This is a genomic window from Pseudomonas sp. TMW22089 (assembly GCF_022496645.1).
Classification (GTDB): domain Bacteria; phylum Pseudomonadota; class Gammaproteobacteria; order Pseudomonadales; family Pseudomonadaceae; genus Aquipseudomonas; species Aquipseudomonas paraversuta.
This window is the reverse complement of sequence record NZ_SCFG01000002.1, coordinates 247,524-272,634: the sequence shown is the minus strand read 5'-3', so window position 1 is coordinate 272,634 and position 25,111 is coordinate 247,524. Positions and strand designations below refer to the sequence as shown.

General features: G+C 57.9%; 18 protein-coding genes and 1 pseudogene. 8 read left to right on the top strand and 11 right to left on the bottom strand.

Annotation, left to right across the window (positions count from 1 at the left end):
• Nucleotides 1–38: 38 nt before the first annotated feature.
• Both EQV90_RS03605 and EQV90_RS03600 read right to left on the bottom strand, forming a co-directional pair.
• Entirely contained in the window at nucleotides 39–1,121 is a 1,083-nt protein-coding gene (locus EQV90_RS03605; RefSeq protein WP_003444041.1) for an endonuclease/exonuclease/phosphatase family protein, read from the bottom strand.
• Between the two features lie 88 nt (nucleotides 1,122–1,209).
• Nucleotides 1,210–1,869: a YciC family protein gene (locus tag EQV90_RS03600; protein WP_003444039.1), complete on the bottom strand. Its 660-nt coding sequence runs from the start codon at nucleotides 1,867–1,869 to the stop codon at nucleotides 1,210–1,212.
• Between the two features lie 204 nt (nucleotides 1,870–2,073).
• Between EQV90_RS03600 and EQV90_RS03595 the strand changes: the two genes are divergently transcribed.
• The 4 genes from EQV90_RS03595 to EQV90_RS03580 all read left to right on the top strand — a co-directional run bounded on the left by EQV90_RS03595 (nucleotide 2,074) and on the right by EQV90_RS03580 (nucleotide 5,648).
• Nucleotides 2,074–2,550, top strand: coding sequence for an NYN domain-containing protein (locus EQV90_RS03595; protein WP_160626717.1), 477 nt, complete (start codon nucleotides 2,074–2,076; stop codon nucleotides 2,548–2,550).
• Nucleotides 2,551–2,578: 28 nt separating this feature from the next.
• A complete protein-coding gene (locus EQV90_RS03590) occupies nucleotides 2,579–3,190 on the top strand; it encodes a 3'-5' exonuclease (protein WP_003444033.1) in 612 nt (203 codons plus the stop codon).
• 162 nt (nucleotides 3,191–3,352) lie between these two features.
• Nucleotides 3,353–4,243: a drug/metabolite exporter YedA gene (gene yedA / locus EQV90_RS03585; RefSeq protein WP_003444031.1), complete on the top strand. Its 891-nt coding sequence runs from the start codon at nucleotides 3,353–3,355 to the stop codon at nucleotides 4,241–4,243.
• A gap of 67 nt (nucleotides 4,244–4,310) precedes the next feature.
• Complete coding sequence (locus tag EQV90_RS03580) at nucleotides 4,311–5,648, top strand: DEAD/DEAH box helicase (protein ID WP_240877753.1); 1,338 nt, start codon at nucleotides 4,311–4,313, stop codon at nucleotides 5,646–5,648.
• A 59-nt stretch (nucleotides 5,649–5,707) separates the two neighbouring features.
• Here EQV90_RS03580 and EQV90_RS03575 read toward each other — a convergent pair whose 3' ends face one another.
• On the bottom strand, nucleotides 5,708–6,943 hold the full coding sequence (locus EQV90_RS03575; RefSeq protein ID WP_240877752.1) for a TIGR03862 family flavoprotein: 1,236 nt from the start codon (nucleotides 6,941–6,943) through the stop codon (nucleotides 5,708–5,710).
• 301 nt (nucleotides 6,944–7,244) lie between these two features.
• A pseudogene (locus EQV90_RS03570) lies at nucleotides 7,245–7,778 on the bottom strand (histone deacetylase); the annotation flags it as partial.
• A gap of 132 nt (nucleotides 7,779–7,910) precedes the next feature.
• Here EQV90_RS03570 and EQV90_RS03565 point away from each other — a divergent pair.
• Genes EQV90_RS03565 through EQV90_RS03550 form a run of 4 tightly spaced genes read left to right on the top strand, consistent with a single transcriptional unit; the run spans nucleotide 7,911 to nucleotide 13,194 of the window.
• Nucleotides 7,911–9,164, top strand: coding sequence for a site-specific integrase (locus EQV90_RS03565; protein WP_050593414.1), 1,254 nt, complete (start codon nucleotides 7,911–7,913; stop codon nucleotides 9,162–9,164).
• Nucleotides 9,157–10,698, top strand: a complete 1,542-nt coding sequence (locus EQV90_RS03560; RefSeq protein ID WP_143513825.1) for a site-specific integrase — start codon at nucleotides 9,157–9,159, stop codon at nucleotides 10,696–10,698. The genes EQV90_RS03565 and EQV90_RS03560 overlap by 8 nt, the downstream gene beginning before the upstream one ends.
• Nucleotides 10,688–12,781, top strand: coding sequence for a hypothetical protein (locus tag EQV90_RS03555; RefSeq protein WP_050593416.1), 2,094 nt, complete (start codon nucleotides 10,688–10,690; stop codon nucleotides 12,779–12,781). The genes EQV90_RS03560 and EQV90_RS03555 overlap by 11 nt, the downstream gene beginning before the upstream one ends.
• Nucleotides 12,781–13,194 (top strand): hypothetical protein, encoded by a 414-nt coding sequence (locus EQV90_RS03550; RefSeq protein ID WP_082422834.1) that lies wholly within the window; start codon nucleotides 12,781–12,783, stop codon nucleotides 13,192–13,194. The genes EQV90_RS03555 and EQV90_RS03550 overlap by 1 nt, the downstream gene beginning before the upstream one ends.
• 203 nt (nucleotides 13,195–13,397) lie before the next feature.
• Here EQV90_RS03550 and EQV90_RS03545 read toward each other — a convergent pair whose 3' ends face one another.
• The 7 genes from EQV90_RS03545 to EQV90_RS03515 all read right to left on the bottom strand — a co-directional run bounded on the left by EQV90_RS03545 (nucleotide 13,398) and on the right by EQV90_RS03515 (nucleotide 25,092).
• A complete protein-coding gene (locus EQV90_RS03545; RefSeq protein WP_032861799.1) occupies nucleotides 13,398–15,521 on the bottom strand; it encodes a TonB-dependent siderophore receptor in 2,124 nt (707 codons plus the stop codon).
• Nucleotides 15,522–15,851: 330 nt separating this feature from the next.
• The gene (locus EQV90_RS03540) at nucleotides 15,852–17,036 is read right to left on the bottom strand and encodes a type III PLP-dependent enzyme (RefSeq protein ID WP_032861800.1); all 1,185 of its coding nucleotides are present in this window, start codon (nucleotides 17,034–17,036) and stop codon (nucleotides 15,852–15,854) included.
• A complete protein-coding gene (locus EQV90_RS03535) occupies nucleotides 17,033–18,808 on the bottom strand; it encodes an IucA/IucC family protein (protein WP_050593417.1) in 1,776 nt (591 codons plus the stop codon). Before EQV90_RS03535 ends, EQV90_RS03540 begins: the two co-directional genes overlap by 4 nt.
• On the bottom strand, nucleotides 18,805–19,947 hold the full coding sequence (locus tag EQV90_RS03530) for an MFS transporter (protein WP_032861801.1): 1,143 nt from the start codon (nucleotides 19,945–19,947) through the stop codon (nucleotides 18,805–18,807). Before EQV90_RS03530 ends, EQV90_RS03535 begins: the two co-directional genes overlap by 4 nt.
• Complete coding sequence (locus EQV90_RS03525; protein ID WP_032861967.1) at nucleotides 19,932–21,713, bottom strand: IucA/IucC family protein; 1,782 nt, start codon at nucleotides 21,711–21,713, stop codon at nucleotides 19,932–19,934. Before EQV90_RS03525 ends, EQV90_RS03530 begins: the two co-directional genes overlap by 16 nt.
• Nucleotides 21,710–22,909, bottom strand: a complete 1,200-nt coding sequence (locus EQV90_RS03520) for a siderophore biosynthesis protein PvsA (RefSeq protein WP_240877751.1) — start codon at nucleotides 22,907–22,909, stop codon at nucleotides 21,710–21,712. Before EQV90_RS03520 ends, EQV90_RS03525 begins: the two co-directional genes overlap by 4 nt.
• A 74-nt stretch (nucleotides 22,910–22,983) precedes the next feature.
• Nucleotides 22,984–25,092, bottom strand: coding sequence for a TonB-dependent siderophore receptor (locus EQV90_RS03515; RefSeq protein WP_032861803.1), 2,109 nt, complete (start codon nucleotides 25,090–25,092; stop codon nucleotides 22,984–22,986).
• Between the last annotated feature and the right edge of the window lie 19 nt (nucleotides 25,093–25,111).

Below are 25,111 nucleotides of genomic sequence, written 5' to 3'. Positions count from 1 at the left end.
TTAAAAGCTCGCTCCTACAGATGCAGATATAGGGGCGCTCAATCAATCGGTAACAGAAGCCGTCCCAGCACCGGCAGGTGGTCGGAAATGGTCAGGGTATCTTCCTGGCGCACATAGCCTTCGATGCGTTGCAGTTTCGGGCTGTAGAACAGGTAGTCCAGGGTGCGGTCAGGGGCTTCGGCACGCGGGTCGTTGGGGAAATGGGTCAGCCACAGTTCACGGTCGATGCCGGTGGCTTCAGGGTTGCTGGGGATCATCGGGTACTTTTCCCACAGCAAGTGCAATTCACTGTCCGGCGAATAACCCGCTCGCAGTTCGGCGGGCAGGCGCAAAAACTGGCCAATCGGCAACAGGTTGAAATCACCGCCAATCAGCCAGGGCGTGCCCTGGCTTTCGAATTTGTCGAGCAACACACCGGTGGCCTGCATTTGAAGGAGCAGGTTGCTGTTGTCCAGGGTCGGGGCATCGAACTGGGTGTTGATGGCAACAATTTGCCCGCCGTCGTTAAGCGGCAGGTAGTTAACCAGCAGCGCAGGTTTTGGCTGGAACTGACGGCTGATGATATTGGCTTCGGCCACGGGCAGTTGCAGGCGCTCGGCGTGTTCGATCTGGTAACGGCTGAGGGTGACCAGTTTGCGCCCGACACTCCCCAGAATATGCCAGTCGGGGACGAAGTCAGCCTTCCAGGTAAAGGCCTGGGTGCTGCAGGGGTATAGATCGACCAGGCGCTCCTGCAGCAGCGCGAGCTGGTCTTGATAGTCACTGGCCTTGGCGTTTTCATCGAGCTCTTGCAGCAGTACCAGATCGGGCTGCTCATCGCGTATCACCCGCGACACTTCATCCAGGCTGAAAGCCATGTCTTCACGGGTCGGGCGCAGGTCCGGACCGCTGCCATCAACCAGGTTGTACCAGAACACATAACGTTTGCCTGCCAGGTACTGGACATTCCAGGTCATAACCTTGAGCGCCTGGCCCGGTACCAGCACCGGGGCTGTGGCCGGGCAGACGAGTGCCAGCACCTCTTTGGCATCGGGTCGCCACGTAACGCTGTAAATCAGACTCGCCAGCGCGGCTGCAAGCAGCAGCAAACCTGACAGGATGGGGCGTAATAAACGTGGCATGGGCTCGGCTTAAGACGTAGCGGGAATTGCCGAGGATACCGGACAGCAGTCCGGCACCCAAGGAGAGGTATATAGCGAATCGTCCCTCTTACTTGTCGGATGGTTCGCCGATGAGCATAAACAAGCGATACAGCACGACAGACAAAAACAGCTGCAAAAAGCTGTTGGCACTTTCCAGGGCCAGAGCGAGCAACGGGTTATCGTCCTTTTGGAACAGCGAGAAGCTCAGCTCCTTGAGCATCATCAACGGCCCGAGTACCGCCAGCAAGCAGACAAAAATCCGCCAGAAGTGCCCGCGGCTCATGGCGAAGCTCGATTTCAGGGCGGCCAGTGGTGGATCTCCGCGCAATACCAGGCGGTATTCGGCAAACGCAAACACCACGGTCAGAAAAATCCCGGGAACGAAAAACATCGATAGCCCGAGCACGATCAGCAATGTGCTGATGGCCGCGAGCAGGGCGAATCTGGGCCACAGCGTCAGTGCCTGGGCCAGCAGCTCACGATTGCGCGGGCTTTCGCCACGGCTGCGGGCGTCGAGAAACAGAATCAGCGCGCCGGTGTACAGCGGATACAGAAGCAAACCCACGAGCAGGCCATAGCCGGGCGATGGGTCGGGGCCCACGGCGTTATCCACCATGAGCTGCAGCACGGCCTCAAGGATCACCAGCGGCAAGCACAGCGTCACGATTTGCCCCAGATTGCGCTGGAAGAAGTACAGGGAGTCGCGAATAACAGTCAGCGGATTCATTGTCAGGTATCAGCAGTCAAAAGCGGTGCGTTACTTTAACCGATGCCAGGCGATGGAGAGCAAATGTAAACGTTCTTGTTACGACCCGCCCGGTGTTTGTGAGCACGCCGGGCGGTTTATCCGCGCAAGTCCTCGACAGGCTGGCATACTGCGGCCTTGTTTTTCAGCAGCTGCCCGATTGCCTGGGCACCATGGGGTTTGCCGGTGAAAAGAATTGCGGTCTTCGCAGATGTGCAGAACCTCTATTACACAGTTCGCCAGGCTTATGGCTGCCACTTCAATTACGCGGCGTTGTGGGCTGACATCAGTCAGCGCGGTGAAATCGTCGAGGCCTATGCCTATGCGATCGACCGGGGTGACAGCAAACAGCAGCAGTTTCAGCAGATCCTGCGCAACCTCGGTTTCACGGTAAAACTCAAACCCTACATCCAGCGCAGCGATGGCTCGGCCAAGGGCGACTGGGACGTGGGTATCACCATCGACATCATGGATGTTGCGGCCAATGTCGATGAGGTGGTGCTGGCTTCGGGTGACGGTGATTTCGATCTGCTGCTCGAACGCATTGCCAGCAAGCACGGGGTTGATACCGTGGCTTATGGGGTGCCTGGCCTTACCGCCAATTCATTGATTCGTGCTGCTGGCCGTTATGTACCGATAGAAGGCAGCTTGCTGCTCAAGTAATTTCCATTTTTTACAGGATTGACCCGGTTTGGAACGCATCGCCGTAATTGACTTTGAAACCACAGGTATCTCCCCGAGCAGCAGCTGCCGGGCGACCGAAATTGCGGTGGTGATTCTTGAACAGGGGCGCATTGTCGAGCGTTACCAGAGCCTGATGAACGCGGGTGTGCGGGTGCCGGGCTTCATCGAGCAACTGACCGGCATCAGCAACGCCATGTTGCGCACGGCGCCATCTGCGCAGCAGGTGATGAACGAGGTCAACGAGTTCGTCGGCACCACGCCTTTGCTGGCCCACAACGCCGCGTTCGACCAAAAATTCTGGGACTTCGAGATGGGGCTCATCAAGCGCACCCGCTTGCAGAACTTTGCCTGCTCGTTGCTGCTGGCCCGGCGTTTGATGCCGGCGGCGCCCAATCACAAGCTGGGCACCCTCACCACCTTCGCCCAGTTGCCCCATACCGGCCAGGCTCACCGGGCCATGGCCGATGCCGAAATGGCAGCCAACCTCACGACCCATCTGGCTGAGCAACTGCGTCAAAAGCACGGCCTGCGAGAGTTGAGCCACGATCTGTTGCGCAGCCTGCAAAAAATTCCTGCCGCCAAAATCAACGAACACCTCAAGCGCTGTCGCGGGTTCTGAAGACCAGAGCCTGTGTAGGCGCGAGCTTGCTCGCGAGCCTTTAGCAGCGGCCCTGTCGCGGCCAAAAGTGTACGGCCACTTTTGGCCGGTTCTGTAACTTAATATTGCCCCCGGCTTTGGCTAAACTCCTCCATCCCCTGCCTTTGCCTTCGAGCTGCCTCCATGCCTGCCGCACGTCGTTTCCCGCTACAACTGATCGGTGCCTTTTTTGCGTTGTATGTGATTTGGGGTTCGACCTATCTGGTCATCCGTATCGGCATCGAGTCCTGGCCGCCGCTGATGATGGCCGGGGTCCGCTTTCTGGTGGCAGGCAGCTTGATGTACGGTTTCATGCGCTGGCGCGGGGCGCCCGCACCGACCTTCGTGCAGTGGCGCGCAGCCGGCATGATCGGTTTTCTGTTACTGGCGTGCGGCAACGGCGGGGTGACGCTGGCGGAACACTCCGGGGTCGCTTCGGGCGTCGCGGCGCTGGCCGTGGCCACCGTGCCGTTGTTTACTTTGCTGTTCGGCTATTTCTGGGGCGCCCGCAATACCCGTCTGGAATGGGCCGGGATTGCCCTGGGACTGATCGGTATCGGCATGCTCAACCTGGGTTCCAACCTGCAGGCCAGCCCGATAGGCGCCGCGATGATTTTGTTTGCCGCCGCCGCCTGGGCATTCGGTTCGGTGTGGAGCCGGCACTTGCCGCTGCCGGCCGGGCCCATGGCCAGTGCCGCCGAAATGCTGGTGGCGGGCGCCGTGCTCTTGATTGGCAGCCTGTTGAGTGGCGAGCGCATGACCCAGATGCCCACTGCCGCAGGCTGGGGCGCATTGCTCTATCTGGTGTTCTTCGGTTCGATCATTGCCTTCAGTGCCTACATGTACCTGCTGAAAAACGTACGCCCGGCGGCGGCCACCAGTTACGCCTACGTCAACCCGGCCGTGGCGGTGATGCTGGGCATCGCATTCGCCGGCGAGACCATAGGTTTCGAGGAGTGCCTGGCGATGGCGGTCATCATCAGCGCCGTGGTGTTGATCGGTTTGCCGCAGTGGCGCAAGCAGAAACCGGTCTGAATTAGGGTAAACTGCGCGCCATTGCAACTTATGCACCCCTGCGCTGACCTTTTTCGACGGTATCCCCATGACATTCGCCACCCTTGGCCTGATCGAACCCTTGCTGCGCGCTCTTGAGACGCTCGGCTACAAGACCCCAACCCCGGTTCAGGCCCAAGCGATCCCCGCAGTGCTGGCTGGCCGCGACCTGATGGCCGCCGCCCAGACCGGCACCGGCAAAACGGGCGGTTTCGCCCTGCCGCTGCTGCAGTCGCTGACCATGGAAGGTCCGAAAGTTGCCAGTAACATGGTGCGCGCCCTGGTATTGGTGCCAACCCGCGAACTGGCCGAACAGGTTCACGAGAGCATCCGCCAGTACGCCGAGCATTTGCCGTTGAGCACCTATGCGGTCTACGGCGGCGTCAGCATCAACCCGCAAATGATGAAAATGCGCAAAGGGGTTGATGTCCTGGTGGCTACTCCGGGTCGTCTGCTCGATCTCTATCGGCAGAAGGCGATCAAGTTCACCCAGCTGCAAACCCTGATCCTCGATGAAGCGGATCGCATGCTCGACCTGGGCTTCTCCGAAGAGCTGCGGGATATCTACCGCGTATTGCCGAAAAAACGCCAGACCCTGCTGTTTTCGGCGACCTTTTCTGATGCCATCCGCCTGTTGGCCGAGCAGATGCTCGACAACCCGCTGAGCATCGAAGTCAGCCCGCGCAACGTAGCGGCCAGCAGCGTCAAGCAATGGATCATTCCGGTCGACAAAAAGCGCAAGCCGGAGCTGTTCCTGCATTTGCTGCGCACCCAGCAATGGAAGCAAGTGCTGGTGTTTGCCAAGACCCGTAACGGTGTCGATGAACTGGTGGGCAAGCTGCAAGGCCTGGGCATCAACGCCGACGGCATTCATGGCGACAAGCCGCAGGCCACGCGTCAGCGTGCGCTGGACCGGTTCAAGGCCAGCGAAGTGCAAATCCTGGTCGCAACCGATGTTGCCGCCCGTGGTCTGGATATTGAAGACCTGCCGCTGGTGATCAACTTCGACATGCCGATCGTGGCCGAAGACTACATCCACCGCATTGGCCGCACTGGCCGTGCCGGTCAGAAGGGCGAAGCGATTTCGTTTGTCTGCGCCGATGAAGTGAACATGTTGTCGGCGATCGAGATGCTGACCCGTCAGACCTTGCCGCGCCATGAACAACAGGACTTCGAGCCGGAGCACCGCGTCCCCGAGACTGATGCAACCGGTCAGGTGATCAAAAAGCCGAAGAAGCCGAAAAAACCGAAAACCTCAGGCGGTGGCGGCAAGCGCAACCTGGGTAAATGGGTCTACAGCGGCGAAGCTGCACCGGTTGAACCTTCGGTCAAACCCGTGCGTAAAGTCCCTGTGTTCAATACCGGCCCGCGCAAGCGCAAGCCGTAAGCCAAACCTGCTTGTCCGCGACGTCATCGCGGGCAAGCTCGCTCTCGCTCTCGCAAGCGTCAGGCTTTGAGCCAGCTCAAAAGCCCCAACCCTGCGGCCCTGCCACTGGCAAAACAGCCTGTTAGCAAATAGCCGCCGGTGGGGGCTTCCCAATCGAGCATTTCCCCCGCGCAGAACACCCCCGGGATGGCTTTAAGCATCAGGTTTTCATCCATCGCTTCAAACCGCACGCCTCCCGCGCTGCTGATGGCTTCGTCCAATGGACGGGTTTTTATCAGGTTCAGCGCCAACCCCTTGATTGCCTGAGCCAGCCTCTGCGGGTCGGCAAAGCACTCGGCCGGCGCCAATTCGCGCAGCAGCGCGGCTTTCACCCCGTCTATCCCCAGTTGACTGTGCAGATGCTTGCTCATGGAGCGCGAGCCGCGAGGTTTGGCCAGTGCTGCGGCAATTTTATCCACAGGCTTGCCCGGCAGCAGATCGATCAGGATGGTGGCCCCCCCCTGTTGATTGATCGCCTCACGAATCGGCGCCGACCAGGCGTAAATCAGGCTGCCTTCAATGCCGCTGGCGGTAATCACGCACTCACCCAGACGCGGGGTGCTGTTTTGCAGGGCAATCGCGATGTTCTTCAGGGGGGCTCCGGCAAACTTGCTGCGCAGCACTTCACTCCAGCCCGCCACATCAAACCCGCAGTTGCTCGGCTGCAGCGGCGCCAGTTCCACCCCGCGCCCGGCCAGAAGCGGCATCCACGCCCCGTCCGAGCCCAGGCGAGCCCAGCTGCCGCCGCCCAGCGCCAGTAACACCGCATCAGGCTTGAGTTGCTGCTCACCTGTCGGGCTGTCGATCCGTAACTGGCCATCGGCATGCCAGCCCAGCCAGCGATGGCGGGTGTGGATAACTACCCCGGACTCGCGCAGACGCTTGAGCCAGGCGCGCAGCAATGGCGCGGCTTTCATATCGGTGGGAAATACCCGGCCTGAACTGCCGACAAAGGTTTCGATGCCCAGGTCGTGAATCCACTGGCACAAGGCCGTAGCATCGAAGGCCCGCAGCAGCGGAGCCATTTGCGGGGCGCGCTCGGCGTAACGTGACAGGAATGCCGGGTAGGCCTCGGAATGGGTGATGTTCATGCCGCCGACACCGGCCAGCAGGAATTTGCGTCCGACCGAGGGCATGGCGTCATACAGATCGACCCGCACCCCGGCCTGGCTCAGCACTTCAGCGGCCATCAGGCCTGCGGGCCCACCGCCGATAATGGCGACGTGGCGGGAAGGGGAGGTGGTGGGCTCTGTCATGGCGGGGCTGCAAATCGGCGAAATAAGTCGCGCATTCTACCTGACTAATGTCCATATGCCCTGCAAGACCGCTGCCCCTGCAGGGGTTGGGTTGGCCTTGTGGGCGCTGGCTTGCCAGCGATGGCATCGATGCCGGGATAGAGCCAATTGCGTCGCCTGCATGGCTGGCAAGCCGGCGCCCACAGAAGATGGATGTTGTCTGTATGAAAAACATACAGCTCTCTGCAGCCCATAGACTACGTGGCCTGCAAGAGCTTTCACTCAGGTTATCCACAGGCAGTTCCACAGGCATTGTGGGTAATTAGTAGCAGCCGGAAGACAGCCAGACCTTTTGTGCACTGTGGTGCAGGATCCCGTGGCGTCGGGCCAGGGCTTTGCGATCTTTGCTGTAACCGCCGCCTATAACACCGACGACTGGAATATCCCGTCCCAGGCAGTGGCGCATCACGCTCTCATCGCGGGCGGCGACGCCGGCATCGGTCAGCTTCAAATAGCCCAGGGCATCGTCCTTGTGCACATCGACACCGGCGTCGTACAGCACCAGATCGGGCTGATACAGCGCCAGCAGGTAATTGAGCGCGTCATCCACCACTTGCAGATATTCGGCATCCCCCATGCCCATGGGCAGGCCAATGTCCCAGTCGCTTTGTGCCTTGCGTGCCGGAAAATTCTTTTCGCAGTGCAGGGAAACGGTAATTGCATCCGGCGTATGTTCAAGAATCCGCGCCGTGCCATCGCCCTGGTGTACATCGCAATCGAAGATCAATACCCGGTTTACCCGGCCGCTTTCCAGTAGATAGCGGCTGATGACTGCCAGATCATTGAAGATGCAGTAGCGCCGACTTCTATTAAAACGTAAATATTTAGGAGGGAAATATAATAAAAACAGAGGATTAGCGTACTTTTTTGCGAAAAGTAGGATTGTAGTCTAGGGTTTATTATAGTTTACCTTAGGAGTGTGTAAACAATGAACCCTTACAGAATCAAACTCGTGCGGTTCGACGGTGGTGAGCGCTTTCCAGTGCTTTGCCTTCAGCAAGACGGCATGCCCGTGCACAGCGCTAACCTTTGGGTACTGACAGAGTTACGAACGGCGAATTTGTCGACGAGCACACTCCAACAGGCGCTTCGGTCGTTGATGGTGCTGTTCATTGTTTTTGATGAACTAAAGATAGATTTGTCCGCCCGTTTGCGCGACGGCCAGTTTTTAACGGTTGGAGACATAGAAGCTATCGTTGGGGCGTGTAAATTACCAATTACAGCGGGCGACAGAAAAAAAATTGGAAATGGAAAGTTTGTATCGCCATGGTCTACCAGTGGCTTTAGTACGCCAAAAATTCATCCTGGTACTATTGCTATACGGCTTTTATACATTGCCCGTTACCTTGACTGGATTGCGACCGACCACTTACTAAAAACAGGCGCAGGAAACCCACATTTTTCAGGGGTGGAAAAACTCCGTGAACTGGTTTCTACAGCCATAAAGGCTCGCATTCCTTCAGTGCAGCGCTTATCCAATGTTACGCCTCGTGAGGGCCTAACTGAACAAATGGTATCGCTACTGCAACAGGTGGTTGCTCCAGAGTTTGAGCATAATCCGTGGTCTCATGAATTTGTTCGGCAGCGAAACTACTTAATGATTCGCTGGCTATTGTCCTTGGGAGTCAGGAGAGGTGAGTTGCTTGGTGTCAAAATCTCGGATATTAACTTTCAGACCAATGAAGTTTTAATTGCCAGGAGGGCAGACGATCCGGCGGATCCACGGTTGAGACAGCCGAATGCCAAAACAAGCGGTCGATTATTAGCGCTCGACGCAGAGTTGGTAGCGCTCACGCGAGCGTATGTAATGTCCATTCGTCGAAATGTTACAGGCTCGCGTAAGCATGAATATCTTTGGGTAGCCGGTGGCTCAGGAAAACCACTGAGTCTTGCGGCGCTAAATAAAGTATTTATCACTTTACGGCAACACTGTCCGGAACTACCAGAAAACATCTGCCCTCATCTCCTTCGCCATACCTGGAACGATATTTTTTCGGAAGCGATTGATAGAAGTGATGTGTCGCCGACCATGGAGCAAAAACTGCGGTCACGATTGATGGGGTGGTCCGAAACATCCGGAATGGCGATTGTGTATAACCAGCGTCATATCAAGAAAAAAGCCACCGCTGTGTCCTTGCAAATGCAAAAACAATTGCGTGTGGAGGCTCCTTCCGATGATTAAAAAACCAGGGGAAAACTACGTAATCGATGGAATTGATTTCTGTCCTTCACTTCCGTCGGTAATTCGTAGCAAAAGCGGTATCGCGTTTGATCCTAACCGGCCTGCTTGGTCGTACCGGGACGGTGTGTATTCGGTTTACATGGATTTTTCTGGGCTACATTTTTCTGCTGTGCTCATGGCTTCATTCCATCTTACGTTGATTTGGTTCGTTGAAAATAGGGCGCCAAGTACTGTGATGGGTCGCTTTGCGGCTTTAAAAGCATTTGCCTTGCGATTGCAAGAGGGGCGCGTTGAACCGTTGGAAACTATCTGCGGAAATGACGTATTGATACATTGCGATGCCAATGACTTTCAAACACGCGATCTCTTTGCGTTTTTACGCCGATGGCATGCCATGAGCTTGCCGGGTATTCAGGATGATGTGGTGTACGTCCTGGACAGGAAAAAGCTCCGGAAGCGAGAAACCGGAATCGCTGTATTGACGTGGGATCCCGAGTTGGGTCCATTTACTCCAATTGAGCAAGTGGGTATTCAAGATGCCCTGAATGAAGCTTACGGCGCAGGGCGTTTGAGTGAGGACATATACCTGCTGGCATGGTTGTTTATTGCGTTGGGTTCCCGCCCTGTTCAGTTGGCAGCCTTAAAGGTTTGTGATGTTGTGCGCTCGGTGGCTGCGGATGGAACAGAGTCTTTTCTTTTGCTTGTTCCGCGTGCGAAGCAACAAAACGCATTGCTCCGCCAGGAACTCAAGCCGCGAGCGCTGGTGAATCAAATTGGTCGACCGTTGTTTGATTATGCCCGACGCGTCAGTGAGCGCTTTATTGGAGCGTTTCCAGACCCCCAGCAGGCGCCCCTGTTTCCTTTACCCCGGCAGTCACAGTATTTGGCGGACGGGCCAGGATGGGCCAGATACCACCGTACCAGCGAGAATTTACGGAAATTGTTGGTGACCGCGTTGGACAAGCTATCCGTCCGCTCTGAGCGCACGGGGGAAATAGTTAACATCTGTGCCTTGCGCTTTCGGCGTACGTTAGGGACGAATCTTGCGCGTGAAGGGCACGGGGTTTTGGTCATTGCGGACTTGCTTGATCATTCGCGAACTGACTCTGCGGCTGTCTATGTAGCTGCGACACCAGAGCTTGCGATGCGGATTGAAAAGGCGACTGCGCTGTACATGGCGCCTCTGGCTCAAGCTTTTAAAGGTCAACTGATAGCTCATGAGGACAATGCCGTTCGTGGAGCAGACCGCTCCAGCCGAATTATCGATTTGCGTATCGATCAAAGCGCACGGCCAATGGGGTCATGTGGCAGCTTCAGTTTCTGCGGATTATTTGCCCCCGTGGCCTGTTACACCTGTCAGTGTTTTCAACCTTGGTTGGACGGGCCGCATGAGGCGGTCCTGGATTTCTTGCTAGCGGATGCTAAACGCTATCCGGACGGTCGTATCGCGGCGATCAACGATCGAACGCTGCTCGCAGTGGCAGAAGTGGTCCAATTATGTCGCAGCAGAAAGGAGCAGGCTCATGGACGATAGGGTAATCCTGTTTAAGCCCCGAGCAGAGCAGGCGGCTGAGGACAATCTCAGGGACTTCGTTACCCTCGCCAGAGAGTCTCTGACGGCTTTTGGCAGTGAGTTGGTCTTTGAGGCGGACAGTTGGGATGTCACCAATTTTGTTCGATTGAAACGACGTAATTCTTGTTCAAGCATGCGATTTCATGGATTCCCCAGTGGACGAGGGCAAAAGGATTCCTGTTGCTTGCCTCAGCCTTACAAAGACTTTGCCAAAGCCTACTGCCGTTATGATTATTCGTTGTGCGCGTATACAACCGTCAGTTCACGATTGGCCGCGCTCCGCTCCCTCGCTGTAGCTCTGGAAGAAACGGAGAGTTGTGTCACACCTATTAAGGCAAGTCTGGGGCATTTTAATCGTGCGTGCGCGATACTAAACGAACGCTACCAAGCCTCTGCCGCATTTTTTGCCGGGGCAGAACTCAAACGCATTTCGCAGTTCCTGGTGGAGCATCAACTCTGTACGCTGCCTCTTCAATGGCAAAATCCACTTCGGGCACCAGCGAACTTTGTGCGCAGTGTTGGCCCAGAGTTTGATGCGTCGCGCCGGGCCCGTCTGCCCTCGTCAGCTTCGTTAGAAGCGATTGCCGAAATTTTCAGAACCGCCGAGAAGCCAGGCGATATTTTTACCTCCAGTGTCTGTGCGTTGCTTGCGTCGGCGCCGAGCCGCATTAATGAGGTGATGTCCATTTCAAACCAGTGTGAAGTCGAGGAGTTCGATCCAAAAGCAAATCAACAACTGTATGGATTGCGCTGGCGGCCTTCAAAGGGTGGTAAGGCACAAGTCAAATGGGTGGTGCAATCCATGGCCAGTGTTGCCCGCGAGGCGGTGAGTAAGCTCAGGACCATTTCCACGCCAGCGCGGGAAGTGGCACGGTGGTATGAGCAGCACCCTGATGCGATGTATTTGCCAACGGAGCTGGAGGCGTTACGGGGGCGGTCGTTAATTAGTTCAGAACAGGTGGGCGCGATTGTTTTTCTCGCCCCACCCCCCAATGGCAATCAAACCGCGCAAGGGGCGGGGTGGTGCAGAAAGCAGGGGATTTTTGAACATATTCCATATGACCCACAGCAGAGACATGCTCCGAGGTTTTTGTTCGCGGACGTTGAGCGAGTAATCCTTTCGATGCTGCCAGCTAACTTCCCGCTGGCAGATCAGAAGAACAACCTGAAGTACAGTGAAGCGCTTTGCTTGACACGGCTGAATGAGCTAACCGAGTTGTGGGGAACGTACCGTGGGGTAATCGTCTTGCCAGACACCGCTTATACTCAGAAGCAACTAGGTAGTACTCGAACTTTTCTCAATATTTTCGAACGGTTCGGTTATCGTGAGTTAGATGGCAGTCCAATGAGTATCACGACGCATCAATTTCGCCATTTTTTAAATACCGTGGCACAGATGGGCGGATTATCGCAACTCGACATCGCCAAATGGAGCGGTCGCGCCAAACTCGGACAAAACAAGTGCTATGACCATCAGTCCGATAGGGATGTGTTGGCGCTCGCGAGGTCCGCTTTGGGTGACCCGGAAAAGTCGGCAGGTCATGTGGCAGGTATCCCTCCAAGTAGTTTGATCTCGCGGGATCAGTTTGCGACGCTGAAGATCATGACCGCCCATACAACGGATTTGGGGTATTGCCTGCACGATTTTTCCATGTTGCCTTGCCAACTCCATCGAGATTGCCCCAATTGTGATGAGCATGTATGCATCAAAGGTGATGTGGTCCGAGAGCAGGCTATACGCCAGTATCGTCAGGAAACCCAGGCCCTCCTCGCAAAAGCGTTAGAAGCGCTGGGCGAGGAGGAGTTTGGTGCCAACCGTTGGGTCGAGCACCAGACACTGACCCTTAAACGACTGGATGAACTGTGTGCCATTTTTGAGGACTCTTCCGTTGCCGCAAATGCAATTATCCAGCCGCGTGGGATCGTCCCAGCGTCAAGGCTGGAACAGTTGCTGACCCACCATAAAATATTGAACAAGCGTAATTTGCCGGGACCAGACACTGAAGATCCAGATGTGCCATGCATAGAGGCTGAGGACCTGTAATGTCTCGTTCGAGAAATCTAACCCCAGATGCTATAGAGCAGATCGTGTCGATCCTGGATGGTTGGTCTGGAAAACTGACGTGGGACCTGCTGATCTTAAGCGTCGCTCGCCGTTTACGAGGAACCTACACGCGCCAGACTCTGCATAAACATGAGCGGATTCGGCGTGCGTTCATACTGCGTAAGCAAACACTCTCAACCACAGTAGGAGTGAAGAAGGCCAGCAGTCCTGAATTACAAGTTGCAAACGAGCGAATTGCTCGTTTGGAAGCGGAGAATCAACGTCTGCGGATGGAGAATGATCGATTGCTCGAGCAGTTTGTACGCTGGGCTTATAACGCTTACATTCGGGGCTTGGATGAACAGTTTCTTTCCCGCCCTCTGCCCATCATCAATCGACAGCAGACACCCTAGGGTCTGTTGCCGTTTCATCTCAAGCCATTGATCTATAAGAGCAAACTCGTATCGTTAAAGCTCTCACACGACAGATTCTCACTCAAACCCGCGCATTGAAGATTAGTTGGGCTTTTGAAAGCTGCCACTGCACGGCTGGGAGTACAGGCCCAGCCGTGAGGAAACGCTCGACAATGCCGGGCGTTTGTTCTTCAGGTCCGTACTCAGAAGCGGTAGTTGGTGCTCAGCTCCAGCGTCCGTGGTGCGCCGGGTGTGATCAGATCCACCGAGCCATGCGCCGAAGCGTAATAGTCCTTGTCGAAGACATTGCGCAGACGCAGGGCCATGTCCCATTTCGGCTGGTTGTAGAGCAACGCTGCGTCCACGGTGGTGTAGGCCGGCATGACCACTTGGTTATCCAAGGCGGTGTAACGGTCATCGACATAGTTCGCCCCCATGCCTACACGCCACTCCTGTGTCAAAGAACGTACCAACCACAAATTGGCACTGTGGCGCGGGGTCAAGGTCGGAGTCTGGCCTTCGTTGGCGATACCGTTGGTACGGCTGTTGGACTTGGTGATCTCGGCATCCAGATAGGCGTAACCGGCATATACCTGCCATTTTTCGCTCAACTGCCCACTGGCGGTCAGTTCGAGACCATCAGTACGCTGCTCTCCCGCAAGCACCAGTTTGGTCGGGTTCGCCGGATCGGTGGTTTTCATGTTGGTGCGTTCCAGCCGGAACAGCGCCGCCGTCAACGCCAGGCGATTGTCGAGCAGGTCCCATTTGCCGCCGATCTCGAAGTTGGTGGTTTCCTCCGGCTCAAGGTCCTGGTTCGTCGTGCTCAGAGCGAACATTTCGGCAGAGGGCTGGTAGGAACGGCTCACCGAGACGTAATAGGACTGCACATGATCAGGCTGGTAGACCAGACCGACTCGCGGACTCCAGGTAGTGTCGGTGCGGGAGAGTTCCTTGTTCGTCAGGTCATCGGCGTATTCCTGGTCAAACACGTCATAACGCACTCCCAGCAGAGCTTTCCACTGCGGCGCCAGTTCGATCAGGTCCTGCACGTAGAACCCGGCAGTGTCCTGAGTATTGGTGCCCTTGGCGGTTTGCCGGTTGGCCTGGAACGGCACGTCGACCAAAGCATCGCGGTACACCGGCACCCTTGCCACGTTGGGTTGGCTGAACACGGACTGGTCCTTCACCTGGCGCCCCAGCTCCACACCATAGAGCAGGTTATGGTTCATCCCGGCGAGCACGGCGCGCTGCTTGAGTTCGGTCTGGTTGAACCAACCGTCTTCCTTGCGCTGCACGTTGCCGCGGTTGAGTTTTACCAGCAATTCGCCGTTGGCGGCGGTAACGAAACGCGTTGGACTGGAGTCCGCGAGCGTATTGTTGCGATCCAGGTCGTAGTGGTAGTAGCGGCTGGTGTTGCTCAGGGTGAAGTCGTCATTGATGCTGTAATCGACGCCGGCCGTGAACGAGAACACTTCGCTGCGGGTGTAATCGTCATCTGGATCAGCGGAACCGAAACGCTTATCGCGGTCCACATCGACTGGACGGTCGCCTCGTGCTGGGATACCGAAGTCGATCAGGCGCTTGTCATACAGATAGGTAGCGCCCAGGTTCAGTTCCAGATCGTCGGAGAGCTTGAAGTAGGCCGAAGGCGCGATGGCCTTGCGGTCGATGTAGCCGTCATCCCGGAAGGTGTCGCTGTTCTCCAGCGCCCCTGTCACACGAAAGGCTTTATCGCCCTGTTGCTGATCGGCCCAACCGGCATCGAACTGAGTGCGCTTTTTGCCCTCGCTGTCGACACTGACACCGACCTCCTGCTTGGGCGTGAAGTTGGGCTTCTTGCTGATGCTGTTGATCAGACCGCCCGAAGAGCCTCGGCCATAGAGCACTGCGGCCGGCCCCTTGATCACTTCCACCCGCTCGACGTTGGACAGATCACGGAAGTACAGCGCATCGTCACGAATGCCGTCGACGTACATGTCGCCAATGGCGCTGAAACCACGGATGGTGACTTGATCGCGCTGGCCATCGCCATTGGACAGGCCGATACCGGGGACATTCTTCAGCACGTCTTCCATCGACTGAGCCCCCTGATCCTTGATAACGCTCTGGGGAATTACGTTGACGGTTTGCGGGATATCTCGTAGAGGGGCATCGATCTTCAGCGCGCTCCTGCTCTCGGTCGACATGTAGCTCTGCTCGCTGTACTCACTGTTCACAGCGGTTGCCGGTAGGGTTAGAGCAGACTCCGTTTCTGCCTGTAAATCAGGTACAACCAGAACGCCCAGCAACGACAGAGAGACTGGGTAAATGCGCGATCGAGCCACCATGAACACCTTTTGTATGAATTATCGCGCAGATGATAACAGTTATCTTTTGTAAGTAAATACATATCATTCTGATTCAAGCCATTGGCACGACTCGGAACGACCGTCTCAACTTAATAGGTGGCCGACAGGAGCGCTCCCTCCAACTTGCTTGGTTGAAGGACTGCAATCATCCCATCTGGACGAGCCCTCTGAAAGACAGGACACCGTTTCCCCCCCCCCCTTAACATAAGGGATAGGCAAACTGTAGTGGTCCGAAGAGTTTGAAGGACACATCGGACAAGCAGCCACAGATACGGGAAGGGCAGCACAGAGGCTGACAATAGCGTGGAATCAGCCCTCGATAAAAACCTTCAACGGCGGTTCGTGCATCAGGAAGTTCTGGTGCGAGATGTTCCAGGCATAGGCGCCCGCGAGAGTGAATACTAGCAGGTCACCAATCGTTAGCTGCGCCACTGGTTGTTGTCTGGCAAGGACGTCTTTTGGTGTACACAACTGGCCCACCAGCGTCACGGACTGATCACTGATTTGTGCCGGCTGCGAGCCTCGTAGTACCGTGAACGGATGATTGTGGCCTTGAGCCGCAGGCGTGCGAAAGTGATGGGTACCGCCACGTCCGATGGCAAAAAACTCGCCGTGACTGCTTTTGATGTCCAGCACCTGCATGACGTAGTAACCACAGGCAGCGCTGATGAAGCGGCCGATCTCGAAACGTATGCGGGTCGCGCCCATGTCGTATTCATTGATCAACCCCTGCAGGCCCTGACAAAACCGTGGCCAGTCGAATGACCTGGCCGCGTCCTGATAGTTGATGCCCATCCCTCCGCCGACATTCAGTAGCGGCAGTTGCAGGTCGTGGTCGGCGCACAGCTGGCGGAAGGTCAGGAAGTAGCTGCGAATCAATTCAAGGTGCGCGTCGACATCCAGCTGGTGCGACAACAGATGAAAATGCAGTCCCTTGAGCTCTAGGGACGGCTCTTCGCGCAGCAATTGCAGGGCGCTTGCAAGGCCTTCTTCATCCAGACCGAACGGCGTGGGTTTGCCACCCATGACCAATCGGCTCTGCGGTGTCTGGGCCAGCTTCAGATTCAGCCGCAGCATCACCGGAGCCCGCACACCGCGTTCGCGGGCGATGCGCGCCAGACTGCGCAGTTCGGTCACGCTCTCCACGTGAAACGCCGAAATCCGGTACTGCAGGGCGATATCCAGTTCGCGATCGAGTTTGCCAGGGCCACCAAAGATCAGCGGCTGGTCGGGGCACTGTTCATGCAGCCACGTCAGCTCGCCGCCGGAGGCCGCCTCGAATCCGTCTACCCACGGCGCCAGGGTTTTCAGCACCAGGGCTTCCGGGTTGGCCTTGGCGGCGTAGAACAATTCGCAGTTTTCGGGCAGTACCTGACGCATTGCCTTTACGTGCCGTTCAAGGGCAGGCAGGTCGTAGACGTAGGCGCACAATGGCGCGTCGTGTTCAGTCTTGAGCTGCTCGATGCGTTGGGTGACGGAGGCAGGAAGGCTCATGCGTGTTTCCTCTTTTCAGTCATCGTCAGCGGGCTGGGCAGTAACGTGTAATCGGCCTCGCGGTCGGCGCGCATCATCAGGCGCGTCATGAAATTTTCCTTGCTTGGGAAGGGCGCGCCGGCGCACAACTCACGCAGTTCTGTCGGATGGCCCAGACGCGTGGATTGCGCGTGCAGCAGGTCGCCGATTCGGTCCCACAATTGTTGTTCCAGCATGCCGCTGCCGTTGGCCAGATGGAAGATCGCTTCGCCGAGATTGTTCACCAGTGCGCAGTAGCCCACTCGTTGCCAGGCCTTTTGCGCGCTGTAGTACACCGAGCTGCGGGTGCGTTCATCCAGCGCACTCAGGCGTTCAGCGGGCCAGATTTCAGGGACCAGCTTGGTACCTTCCAGATCGCGAATCCAGACCTGACTGGGCAGGCCGTTTTCAGCGAAGCCGATGACCGTGTTCTGCAAATGCGGCTCCAGCGCCACGCCCTGACGGAATAGGCAATACAGCACACCGCCGAGCATCTGACCGGCATAGGCATCGAGCCAGTTCAACGTGGCTTGCTCAATGGTCAAGCCGGTGTTGTCGGCGTAGCGCTGTACCTGTGGGCGGCAGACACTGCGACCTTGTTGATCCCAGGTAAACAGCGCCATTGCCACTTGCGGCTGATAACGCTCGCGTTCGGCGACGGAAAGGTTTTCCCGGTAAACGATACCGAAACATTCGGTGACTTCGCGGGCCTCCTCCAGCGTACCCAGGGCGCTGAGGTCCAGGCTGGTGGCGCAGGGTTCGGGCATCAACATGAAGCCCGGTTGTTGCGTCGCCAACTCGCTCATGATGGGGCCGAGCAGGTGAGTGAGGGCGACGGCGCTGTCGAGTTCATACCAAGCGTTCTTGCGCACGCAGTTGGTCAGGCGCACGTGCATCGAGAACTTCATGAAGTAGGCCATCTGCGGATGGTAGAGCGTGCGCACAGACGACGTCGGGTACATGGCCTGACCCAGGGGGCCGAGGTAGGTGATCAAACCCTGTTGTTGCGCCCGTTGCACCAGCGGGTCAGCAAGCACGCGGGCGACTTCCCAAGGGTGGCACGGATAGGCGCCCTCACGCCCCGACAGTTGGCGTAGCGTGCTGCGCGGATCCTCGCCCTGATGACGAATCAGCGTCGGATCAACCTTGAACCAGTGCAACTGAAAGCGCGCCCCAACTTCCGGCGAGCAGGTCAGCAAATCGTCATGGGAGATGCCCTCGCGACTTTTCGGTGTCGGATGCAGGGCATGGCCCCACAGCTGATGTTGCTCGGACGCCAGCAGGCTGTCGGCTGCTTGGTTGGCCGGGCGTGAATGCCGCAGAAAGGTACGGGTGATCTGCAGGCTGTTACCGATCTGTTGCAGCATCTCGCCGACGCGGTCGGCTCCACTCAGCGGGGTACAGAGCAGGCGCGCCAGTTCGTGGGCGTCCAACGGTCGCCAGCTCTGGTTATTGCCTTTGAAGTAGGGGGCGCTGATGTAGTGGCAGCGGCCCAGAAGACTGGCGCGGTCGATGCGTACGATCAACCGGCCACTGGGCAGGCGAATGCTGATGCAACGACTGTTGGCTTGGCGCAGGCTCATCGGCAAATCCTGTGCTTGATCGTTCAGGTTCACTTCGTTGCGGGGCAATGCGTATTCGCGCAAATAGCAATTGAGCAGGCACTCGATGGCATGTCGTTGGGCTTCGCCATCGAGGGCATGGTCATGCTGGGATACGGTGTTCAGCGATGCGGTATTCAGAGCGAAAGTCATGCCGGAATCTCCCGGGAAGTCATCAATAGAGGGCGGGCGAGCACCATGGCCGCTATGGCCGCCAGGCACGCAACGAGAAAGGGGGACGCGATGCCGCAGGTCTGACTGACCAGAGCGGCAGTGACCCCGGCAGCAGTGCCGGCCCATTTGCCACTGGAGTCGAACCAGCCAAACAGGCGGCCGGCGCTGCCTTGGCGGCTGCGCTGGCTCAGACAGCGGTGCAGCCCGACAAAACTCAGCAACATGCCGGCCCCGCTGAGTAGACGCAGAGCGAACAGCGGCTCGGCCTGCACGCTCCAGAATTGCAACGCGTTACTGATTGCCAGCAGCGCCAGCCCCGGCAACAGCAGGTTGCCCTGATGCTTCTGAGCCCAGGGTAGGGCCAGCAGGTAAACCAGATGCGGCAGGCTGTAGAGCACGCCGATCAAGGCATCGTTGCCAATTTTCAGTTGTTCGCCGAAGGGCACGAAATAGGGAAAGGTGACGACCATCGCGAAGCTGAACAGAAACTGCACCGCCATCAGCCGCGGCATGTCTTCAGGCAGTTCGCCCAAGGCCACGGCTTTCTTGCTGCTCAAGGCATGTTTGGGGGCGTCCTTGGGCAGCGGCAGGACGAGCACAAACGCCAGCAGCGGTAACCAGGCCAGATAGCGATACAGGCTTAATCCCAAACCCTGTGAGGTCAGCAGCCCCAACAGGATTGGGCCACTGATCATCGCCAGACGTGCTGAATACTGCGTCCAGTTCAGGGCGCGGGACAGATCGCCTTCCTTGAACTGAGTCGACAGGTAGGCGTTGGACGCCGCCATCGCGCCGCCGAAGGTGCCCTGGATGATCAATGCCAGGACGAACACCGGCAGATTGGGGCTGAAGCCTGCCAGCAGGAAGCCCGCGAACAGTCCGGCATGCGCACGCAGCAACGACAAGCGACAACCGTTGCGATCGGCCCAGCGTCCCCAGATCGGCGCCGCCAGTGCGGTGCAGAGTGTCGGCAGTACGAACAGCACCCCGATGGCCCAGCCTGGTGTGTCAGGTGCGAGGTCGGCGAGGATGCGCGGCAAGTACAACGGAATACCCAGCGCCGTGAAAGCCGACAGGTAATGCCCCAGCAGAACGCTGGTGATCAGACTCCGTTGCATGGAGCATCCTCCAGCAGGAAGTTCGCCGCGCTGTAGCCATAGAACTTGTTGATGTCGCTGGCACCGGAATGCGCCTTGCTGAACAGGCTGCCGGCGCTGAGCAGGTATTTCACCGGCAGTTTCGGGCTGTCGAGCAGCCATTGACGCGCGTCGTCACAGTCGATGCCTTCTGCTTCGAGATGTTGCAGACAGGTCATGAGACGCTGACGCAGCGTGCCGTACAGACCGGATCGAGAGGCCAGGCCTGCGGTCGCTATCGCTTCCAGGATCGCAACAATATTCAGCTGCAAGGTGATGGTGCAGAACATCTCGGCCAACGGTTGGCTGCTGTCGACGCGAATGCGCTCGTCCTGCAAGACTGCCGGCAGATCAGCGAGATCCGGGCACGCATGGGTGAAGCGCTGAGGCCACAGGCGAGCGGCGTCGTTGTCCTTCATCAGCAGGCGCAATGGCTGACCTTGTTCGAACATCAAGACGGCGTTCTGCTGGTTGGCCTCCAGCGCGATGCCGTAATGCAGCCACAACCGCAGATGGACCTGCAGCAGCAGATCGAGATAATCGTCCAGCCAGTGTTGCAACGAACCTGCGTAGAAGCGCTCGGCCAACTGTTCGAGGAAAAGGCGTCCATCGGCAAGCGGACTGGCCAACGCGGCGACAGGTACGAGTGTGGTGTTCTCAAGACCCGTCGGGTAACGGCGCACGATATAGGCTAGGTGACGACTTTCGTCGGCATGACCACCGTGTTTTTCGTCAACGTGCAGATAACGTGACGCCAGTGCCGGATCGCGCTCGGTCAAGGCCTGCAGGGTGGTCTGGAACCAGTGACCGTCGTATAGGGTGCTGGGCTTGATCAGGCGCAAATTGCGCGCACCGAGCGTGCTGACTAACAACGGTAGTTTGATGTGCCACTGAGGTTGATTGATGCAGACCACCGTGCGCACGGACAGCGTAGGTTCGACCTGCATGGCCGAACGTGGAGCCTTGAGCGTTCCTTCAGGCAGGCCGTATTGCTCCAGTTCGCCCCATGTCAGCGGGTGTACTGGCAGTAATGAATGGCTGTTTTGCAAGGTCGGTGACAAGCCGACGTCCTCGAAGTCCGGCCAGTGCAGCGGCTGTGGGCTGGTCAGGGTCAGGGCGTTGTTGGGAATCGCCAGCCAGTTGAGTTCGAAGCGCGGCGCAAACTCCGGCGCGTAGCCTTTGAGCGCGGCGGCATCGAAGCCGCTTTTGGCCCGCGCCGTTGGATAAAACGGGTGATCCAGGTAGCTCGCCAGTTGATCGATCTTCAGCAGCCTCTGCGACCAGTCTTTCAGGGCAGTCACGTCGCTCAGCGCAGGGCCATGCTGGCGATACGCCTGATTGCACAGGGTCCGGTGTTCGGTCGCGCAATCCGCTTCTTTCAGGTACGCCGCGAACAGCGTCAGACTTTCTTCGTCCAGACCGTGGCTCAGGTGGCCCAGCCAGAGCCCGTAGCCGTGTTGAACCTCGCCGTGGCTTTGCGGCGACACTTTGATCCAGGCGTCGCCTGTACCGATCCAGTCCTGCAACGGATACGCCTTGACCACCGGCAGCCATAGTTCGTCGGCGCCCAGATGGGCGATTCGCAGCCAGCTTGCGTCGGGCTGATGCTGCAAGTGTTGACTCAGTTCTTCCGGCAGCCGACAAATCTGTCCTGTGCTGACGATCCCTCGGATGTCCTCGCGCAGGCAGCAATCGATGATGCGTCGAGTAATGAACGCCTGATCCGCGGCGTCCGGATACAGGCTCATGCCATCACCCATTTCAGGTCGTTCAGAGTCGAATTCAGTTGCGCTTCGAGGCTCACCTCATCCGGCGCGATCAGTCTCAGTACGCCGACGTAGTCCTTGTTGGAATGGCTGATGGTCACGGTGTCGCCGGTGTTGTGAAGTGCGCGGTAATCGCACCAATGGCCCTCACGTTCGACGTTGAAGCTGGCGCTGGCCTGATCCAGACGCCCCGAGCGGTCGACCACAAGGTAATGAACGGTTGCTTCGGCTTGCGCCGGTTGCGCGTCGATCAGGCTGTCTCTCAAATACAAAGCGACGATGCGGTCGAACCAACCCTGTGGCAGCAGCCGATCAAGCAGGAACTCGCGACCATCGCCGATGCTGCGATAGTTGATCTCAACCAGTACCGGGCCTTGGGCGGTCAGAATGAACTCGCTGTGGCAAACCCCGAAATTGACCCCGAACGCGGCCACTTGAGCCAGCGCGCCGGCGCGCTGCGCGCGGCTGAGTTGTCCATTCCAGCGTGCGGCGAGTTCTACGAAATGCGGCGGTGCTGAAAGGGTGACGTCGAAGCCACCGATGGCTTGCAGGTTGCGCCCGTCGCCCAGTGTCTCGAGGGTGAATAAAGGACCTTCCATGTACGCCTCCAGCAACAACGCCCGGTCCGGTTGCTGCTGCCAGAACTGTTTGCAGTAAACGGCCAGATCGGCGGCGTTGTGACACAGTCTGACGTCCAGGCTGGCGACGCCTTCACGAGGCTTGGCGACCACCGGCCATGGCGCATCGGTCGGCAGTTTGGAATTCGATGTAATCACCTGGAACCATGGGCCGGGCAAGCCGAGACGTTGCATGCGCTCGCGCATGGCCGCCTTGTTCTTTGCCGCATAGCACAGTCGCCAGTCCTTGCCGGGGCATTCGAATATCTCGGCCACCATTGCTGTCGCGGTCTGCAGGTGATCGCTGTTGGAGAACACTGCGGCGGGGCGCAAACCCTGGCTGTTGAGTGTCTCGACGACCGCTAGCGGATTGAACACATCACATTCGATAACGTGCAGCTCATCCGGCGAAATGTGCGAGGTGGCGAGCAGGCGCCGGTGTTCCTGAGCGTGGTCGGTGATCACCACGATCGGCAACCCGCGTTTGTGCGCGGCAGGCAGGAAACCCTCAAGAATGGCAGGGTGGGCGACGTGGGCAAGAATGACGAATGGGCGTTGCATGGCAGTTTCCTGGGGGCAGCAGTTGCCCGTCCCGGAGGATCGGGCACTGGTTTACAAGTGCGCAAGTGCGCGGTTTAGAAGCGGTAGTTGACGCCTAGGGTGAGCGAGCGCTCTGGCGCGGGTTGACGACCCCACGGGCTGGTGTCGATACCGCGGAAGTAGTATTCGCGGTTGAACAGGTTGCTGATGCCCGCGGACGCGGTCAGGACGCTTTTGTCTGCCAGCTCGAACTCACGCTCAATGGCGGTGTTCCAGACCCAGTAAGCTGGCAGTTTGCCCACACTGGCTGTGGCATCTTCATCGCTGGAGTTGGCGGCATCGGTGTAAGCGCTGCTGACATACAGGCCGTCAAGGTTGTAGGTCCAGTGCTCGGCAAAACGGTAACGACCGTCAACCGTGAACTGATTGCGCGAGGAGTACGGCACTTCGTTGCCCTTGAATGTGCCGTTGCGTTGCTTGGCATCGAGGTACGCATAGCTGGCGTGCAGGTCCAGATCAGGTAGAGCTTGCGGCGTCCAGAAAATCTCGCTCTCGAAACCTTGGTGACGTGTGCTGCCAAGGTTATTGAAGCGGTCAGTCGTGGCGTTGTAGCTGATTTGGTCGTCGAAATCGATGCGGTACAAGTTGAAGTCGACGCGCATGCCGTCCCATGGCGTATAGCGCACGCCGGTGTCGTAGTTCCACGCCAGTTCGGCGCCGACATCGCCTTCCTTGACGATCTGCGTGACTTGCGGTGGACGCAGGGACTTCTGGGCGTTGGCGTAGACAAACCAGGCGTCGGTCGCCTGGTAACCCACCGTCAGGCCCGGCAGCCATTCTTCGGATTTGTTCTCGCGCGAGAACCCGGTGATGCCGTCTGCGTAATCCATGCGGGCGTTTTCGTAGCGCACGCCGGGGGTGATGGTCAGGCGATGATCGAGCAGACTGATGGCGTTGCTGAGGTAGAACGCGCGGGCGTCGTCATCGAACTTCCAGTCCCGGAACGGCGTCGTCACGCCGGTAGCGACGCGCTGGCGGTTGACCTTGTAGTCGATGTCTTCGCTGACATAACGGGCGCCCAGCAACCAGGTCTGGCCAACCGTGTCGCCATCGATGGTGGCACTGATGCGCGGCTCCGTGCCCCAGACTTTAAAGTCGCGTGGGCCGTCCTGTTTGGTCACCGCCGTACCGTCCGGAGTGAACGGCAGGCCGACTACGAAGTTGCGGTAGCTGTCGTGGGCGAAGTTGGTCCAGCTGTATTCTACTGAGTCGAACGGCCCCATGGCGCCCAGGCGCTGGGTGTAGGTGCCCCACACGCGATTGGTGTCGCCCTCGAAGCGGTCCAGCGGACGCGTCGATTGCCGTGGATCATCCTTGTAATCCTGCACGCTGAGTGCTCCGGCCAGGTCCATATCGGCCTTGTAGTGCTGGATACCGAAGCTCAGATCGCGATCGTCGTCGATGTTCCACTGGCCGCGCAGACGGTAGTTCTGCACATCGGTCTCGGAGTGCTCGCGCCCGTATTCGCCACCCAGGGTATTGAGGTCCAGTTGCAGGCCGAAGTTGTCGGTCAGGTAGCCGCCGGTGCCCACATAGTTGTCCCACAACTGGCGCCCGCCAGCATTGAACGTCAACTTCTCCTGCAGAGTGGTTTCCCACTCGCGCGGAATCGGCTTGCTGATGAAGTTGATCACCCCGCCAACGTTGTTCGGACCGTATTGCACCGCTGCGCCCCCACGCACGACATCAATACGGTCTACAGTGGCCATGGTCACTGGAAACAGCGACAGACCCGTCTGGCCGTACGGCGCCAGTGCTAGTGGAATGCCATCCGACAACGCTTGAATCCGGCCGCTACGACTCTCGTACAGCCCGCGTACCGATATCTGTGGCAAGGCGCCGGTGCCGGTTTCGTCAAAGATCTTGATGCCCGGTACCCGTTGCAGCGCGTCGTCCACACCGCGGACGCTGGCTTTTTTCAGTTCGCTGGAGTCGACAACGCTGCGACTGCCGGCATAGGTACGCACCTCCTGATCGCTGGCCGTCCCGAGAACGTCACCCTGAATCATCATGGGTGCCAGTTCCATGTTACTGGCAGGTCTGGTGGACAAATCGACGGGTTGATCGGCGGCCACGGCACCGTGACAGATGCCCAAAGTGATAAGACTGAGTGAAAAATGTAGGGAGTTTGTTGTTGTTTTCATGTGGACTACGTTGGCTTAT

Coding starts and splice junctions, on each gene's coding strand:
- EQV90_RS03520 (WP_240877751.1), bottom strand. CDS start 22,909: ATGCAACGCCCATTCGTCATTCTTGCCCACGTCGCCCACCCTGCCATT.
- EQV90_RS03540 (WP_032861800.1), bottom strand. CDS start 17,036: ATGAGCCTTCCTGCCTCCGTCACCCAACGCATCGAGCAGCTCAAGACT.
- EQV90_RS03560 (WP_143513825.1), top strand. CDS start 9,157: ATGATTAAAAAACCAGGGGAAAACTACGTAATCGATGGAATTGATTTC.
- EQV90_RS03545 (WP_032861799.1), bottom strand. CDS start 15,521: ATGGTGGCTCGATCGCGCATTTACCCAGTCTCTCTGTCGTTGCTGGGC.
- EQV90_RS03565 (WP_050593414.1), top strand. CDS start 7,911: ATGAACCCTTACAGAATCAAACTCGTGCGGTTCGACGGTGGTGAGCGC.
- EQV90_RS03515 (WP_032861803.1), bottom strand. CDS start 25,092: ATGAAAACAACAACAAACTCCCTACATTTTTCACTCAGTCTTATCACT.
- EQV90_RS03525 (WP_032861967.1), bottom strand. CDS start 21,713: ATGAGCCTGTATCCGGACGCCGCGGATCAGGCGTTCATTACTCGACGC.
- yedA (WP_003444031.1), top strand. CDS start 3,353: ATGCCTGCCGCACGTCGTTTCCCGCTACAACTGATCGGTGCCTTTTTT.
- EQV90_RS03600 (WP_003444039.1), bottom strand. CDS start 1,869: ATGAATCCGCTGACTGTTATTCGCGACTCCCTGTACTTCTTCCAGCGC.
- EQV90_RS03580 (WP_240877753.1), top strand. CDS start 4,311: ATGACATTCGCCACCCTTGGCCTGATCGAACCCTTGCTGCGCGCTCTT.
- EQV90_RS03550 (WP_082422834.1), top strand. CDS start 12,781: ATGTCTCGTTCGAGAAATCTAACCCCAGATGCTATAGAGCAGATCGTG.
- EQV90_RS03555 (WP_050593416.1), top strand. CDS start 10,688: ATGGACGATAGGGTAATCCTGTTTAAGCCCCGAGCAGAGCAGGCGGCT.
- EQV90_RS03535 (WP_050593417.1), bottom strand. CDS start 18,808: ATGACTTTCGCTCTGAATACCGCATCGCTGAACACCGTATCCCAGCAT.
- EQV90_RS03605 (WP_003444041.1), bottom strand. CDS start 1,121: ATGCCACGTTTATTACGCCCCATCCTGTCAGGTTTGCTGCTGCTTGCA.
- EQV90_RS03575 (WP_240877752.1), bottom strand. CDS start 6,943: ATGACAGAGCCCACCACCTCCCCTTCCCGCCACGTCGCCATTATCGGC.
- EQV90_RS03530 (WP_032861801.1), bottom strand. CDS start 19,947: ATGCAACGGAGTCTGATCACCAGCGTTCTGCTGGGGCATTACCTGTCG.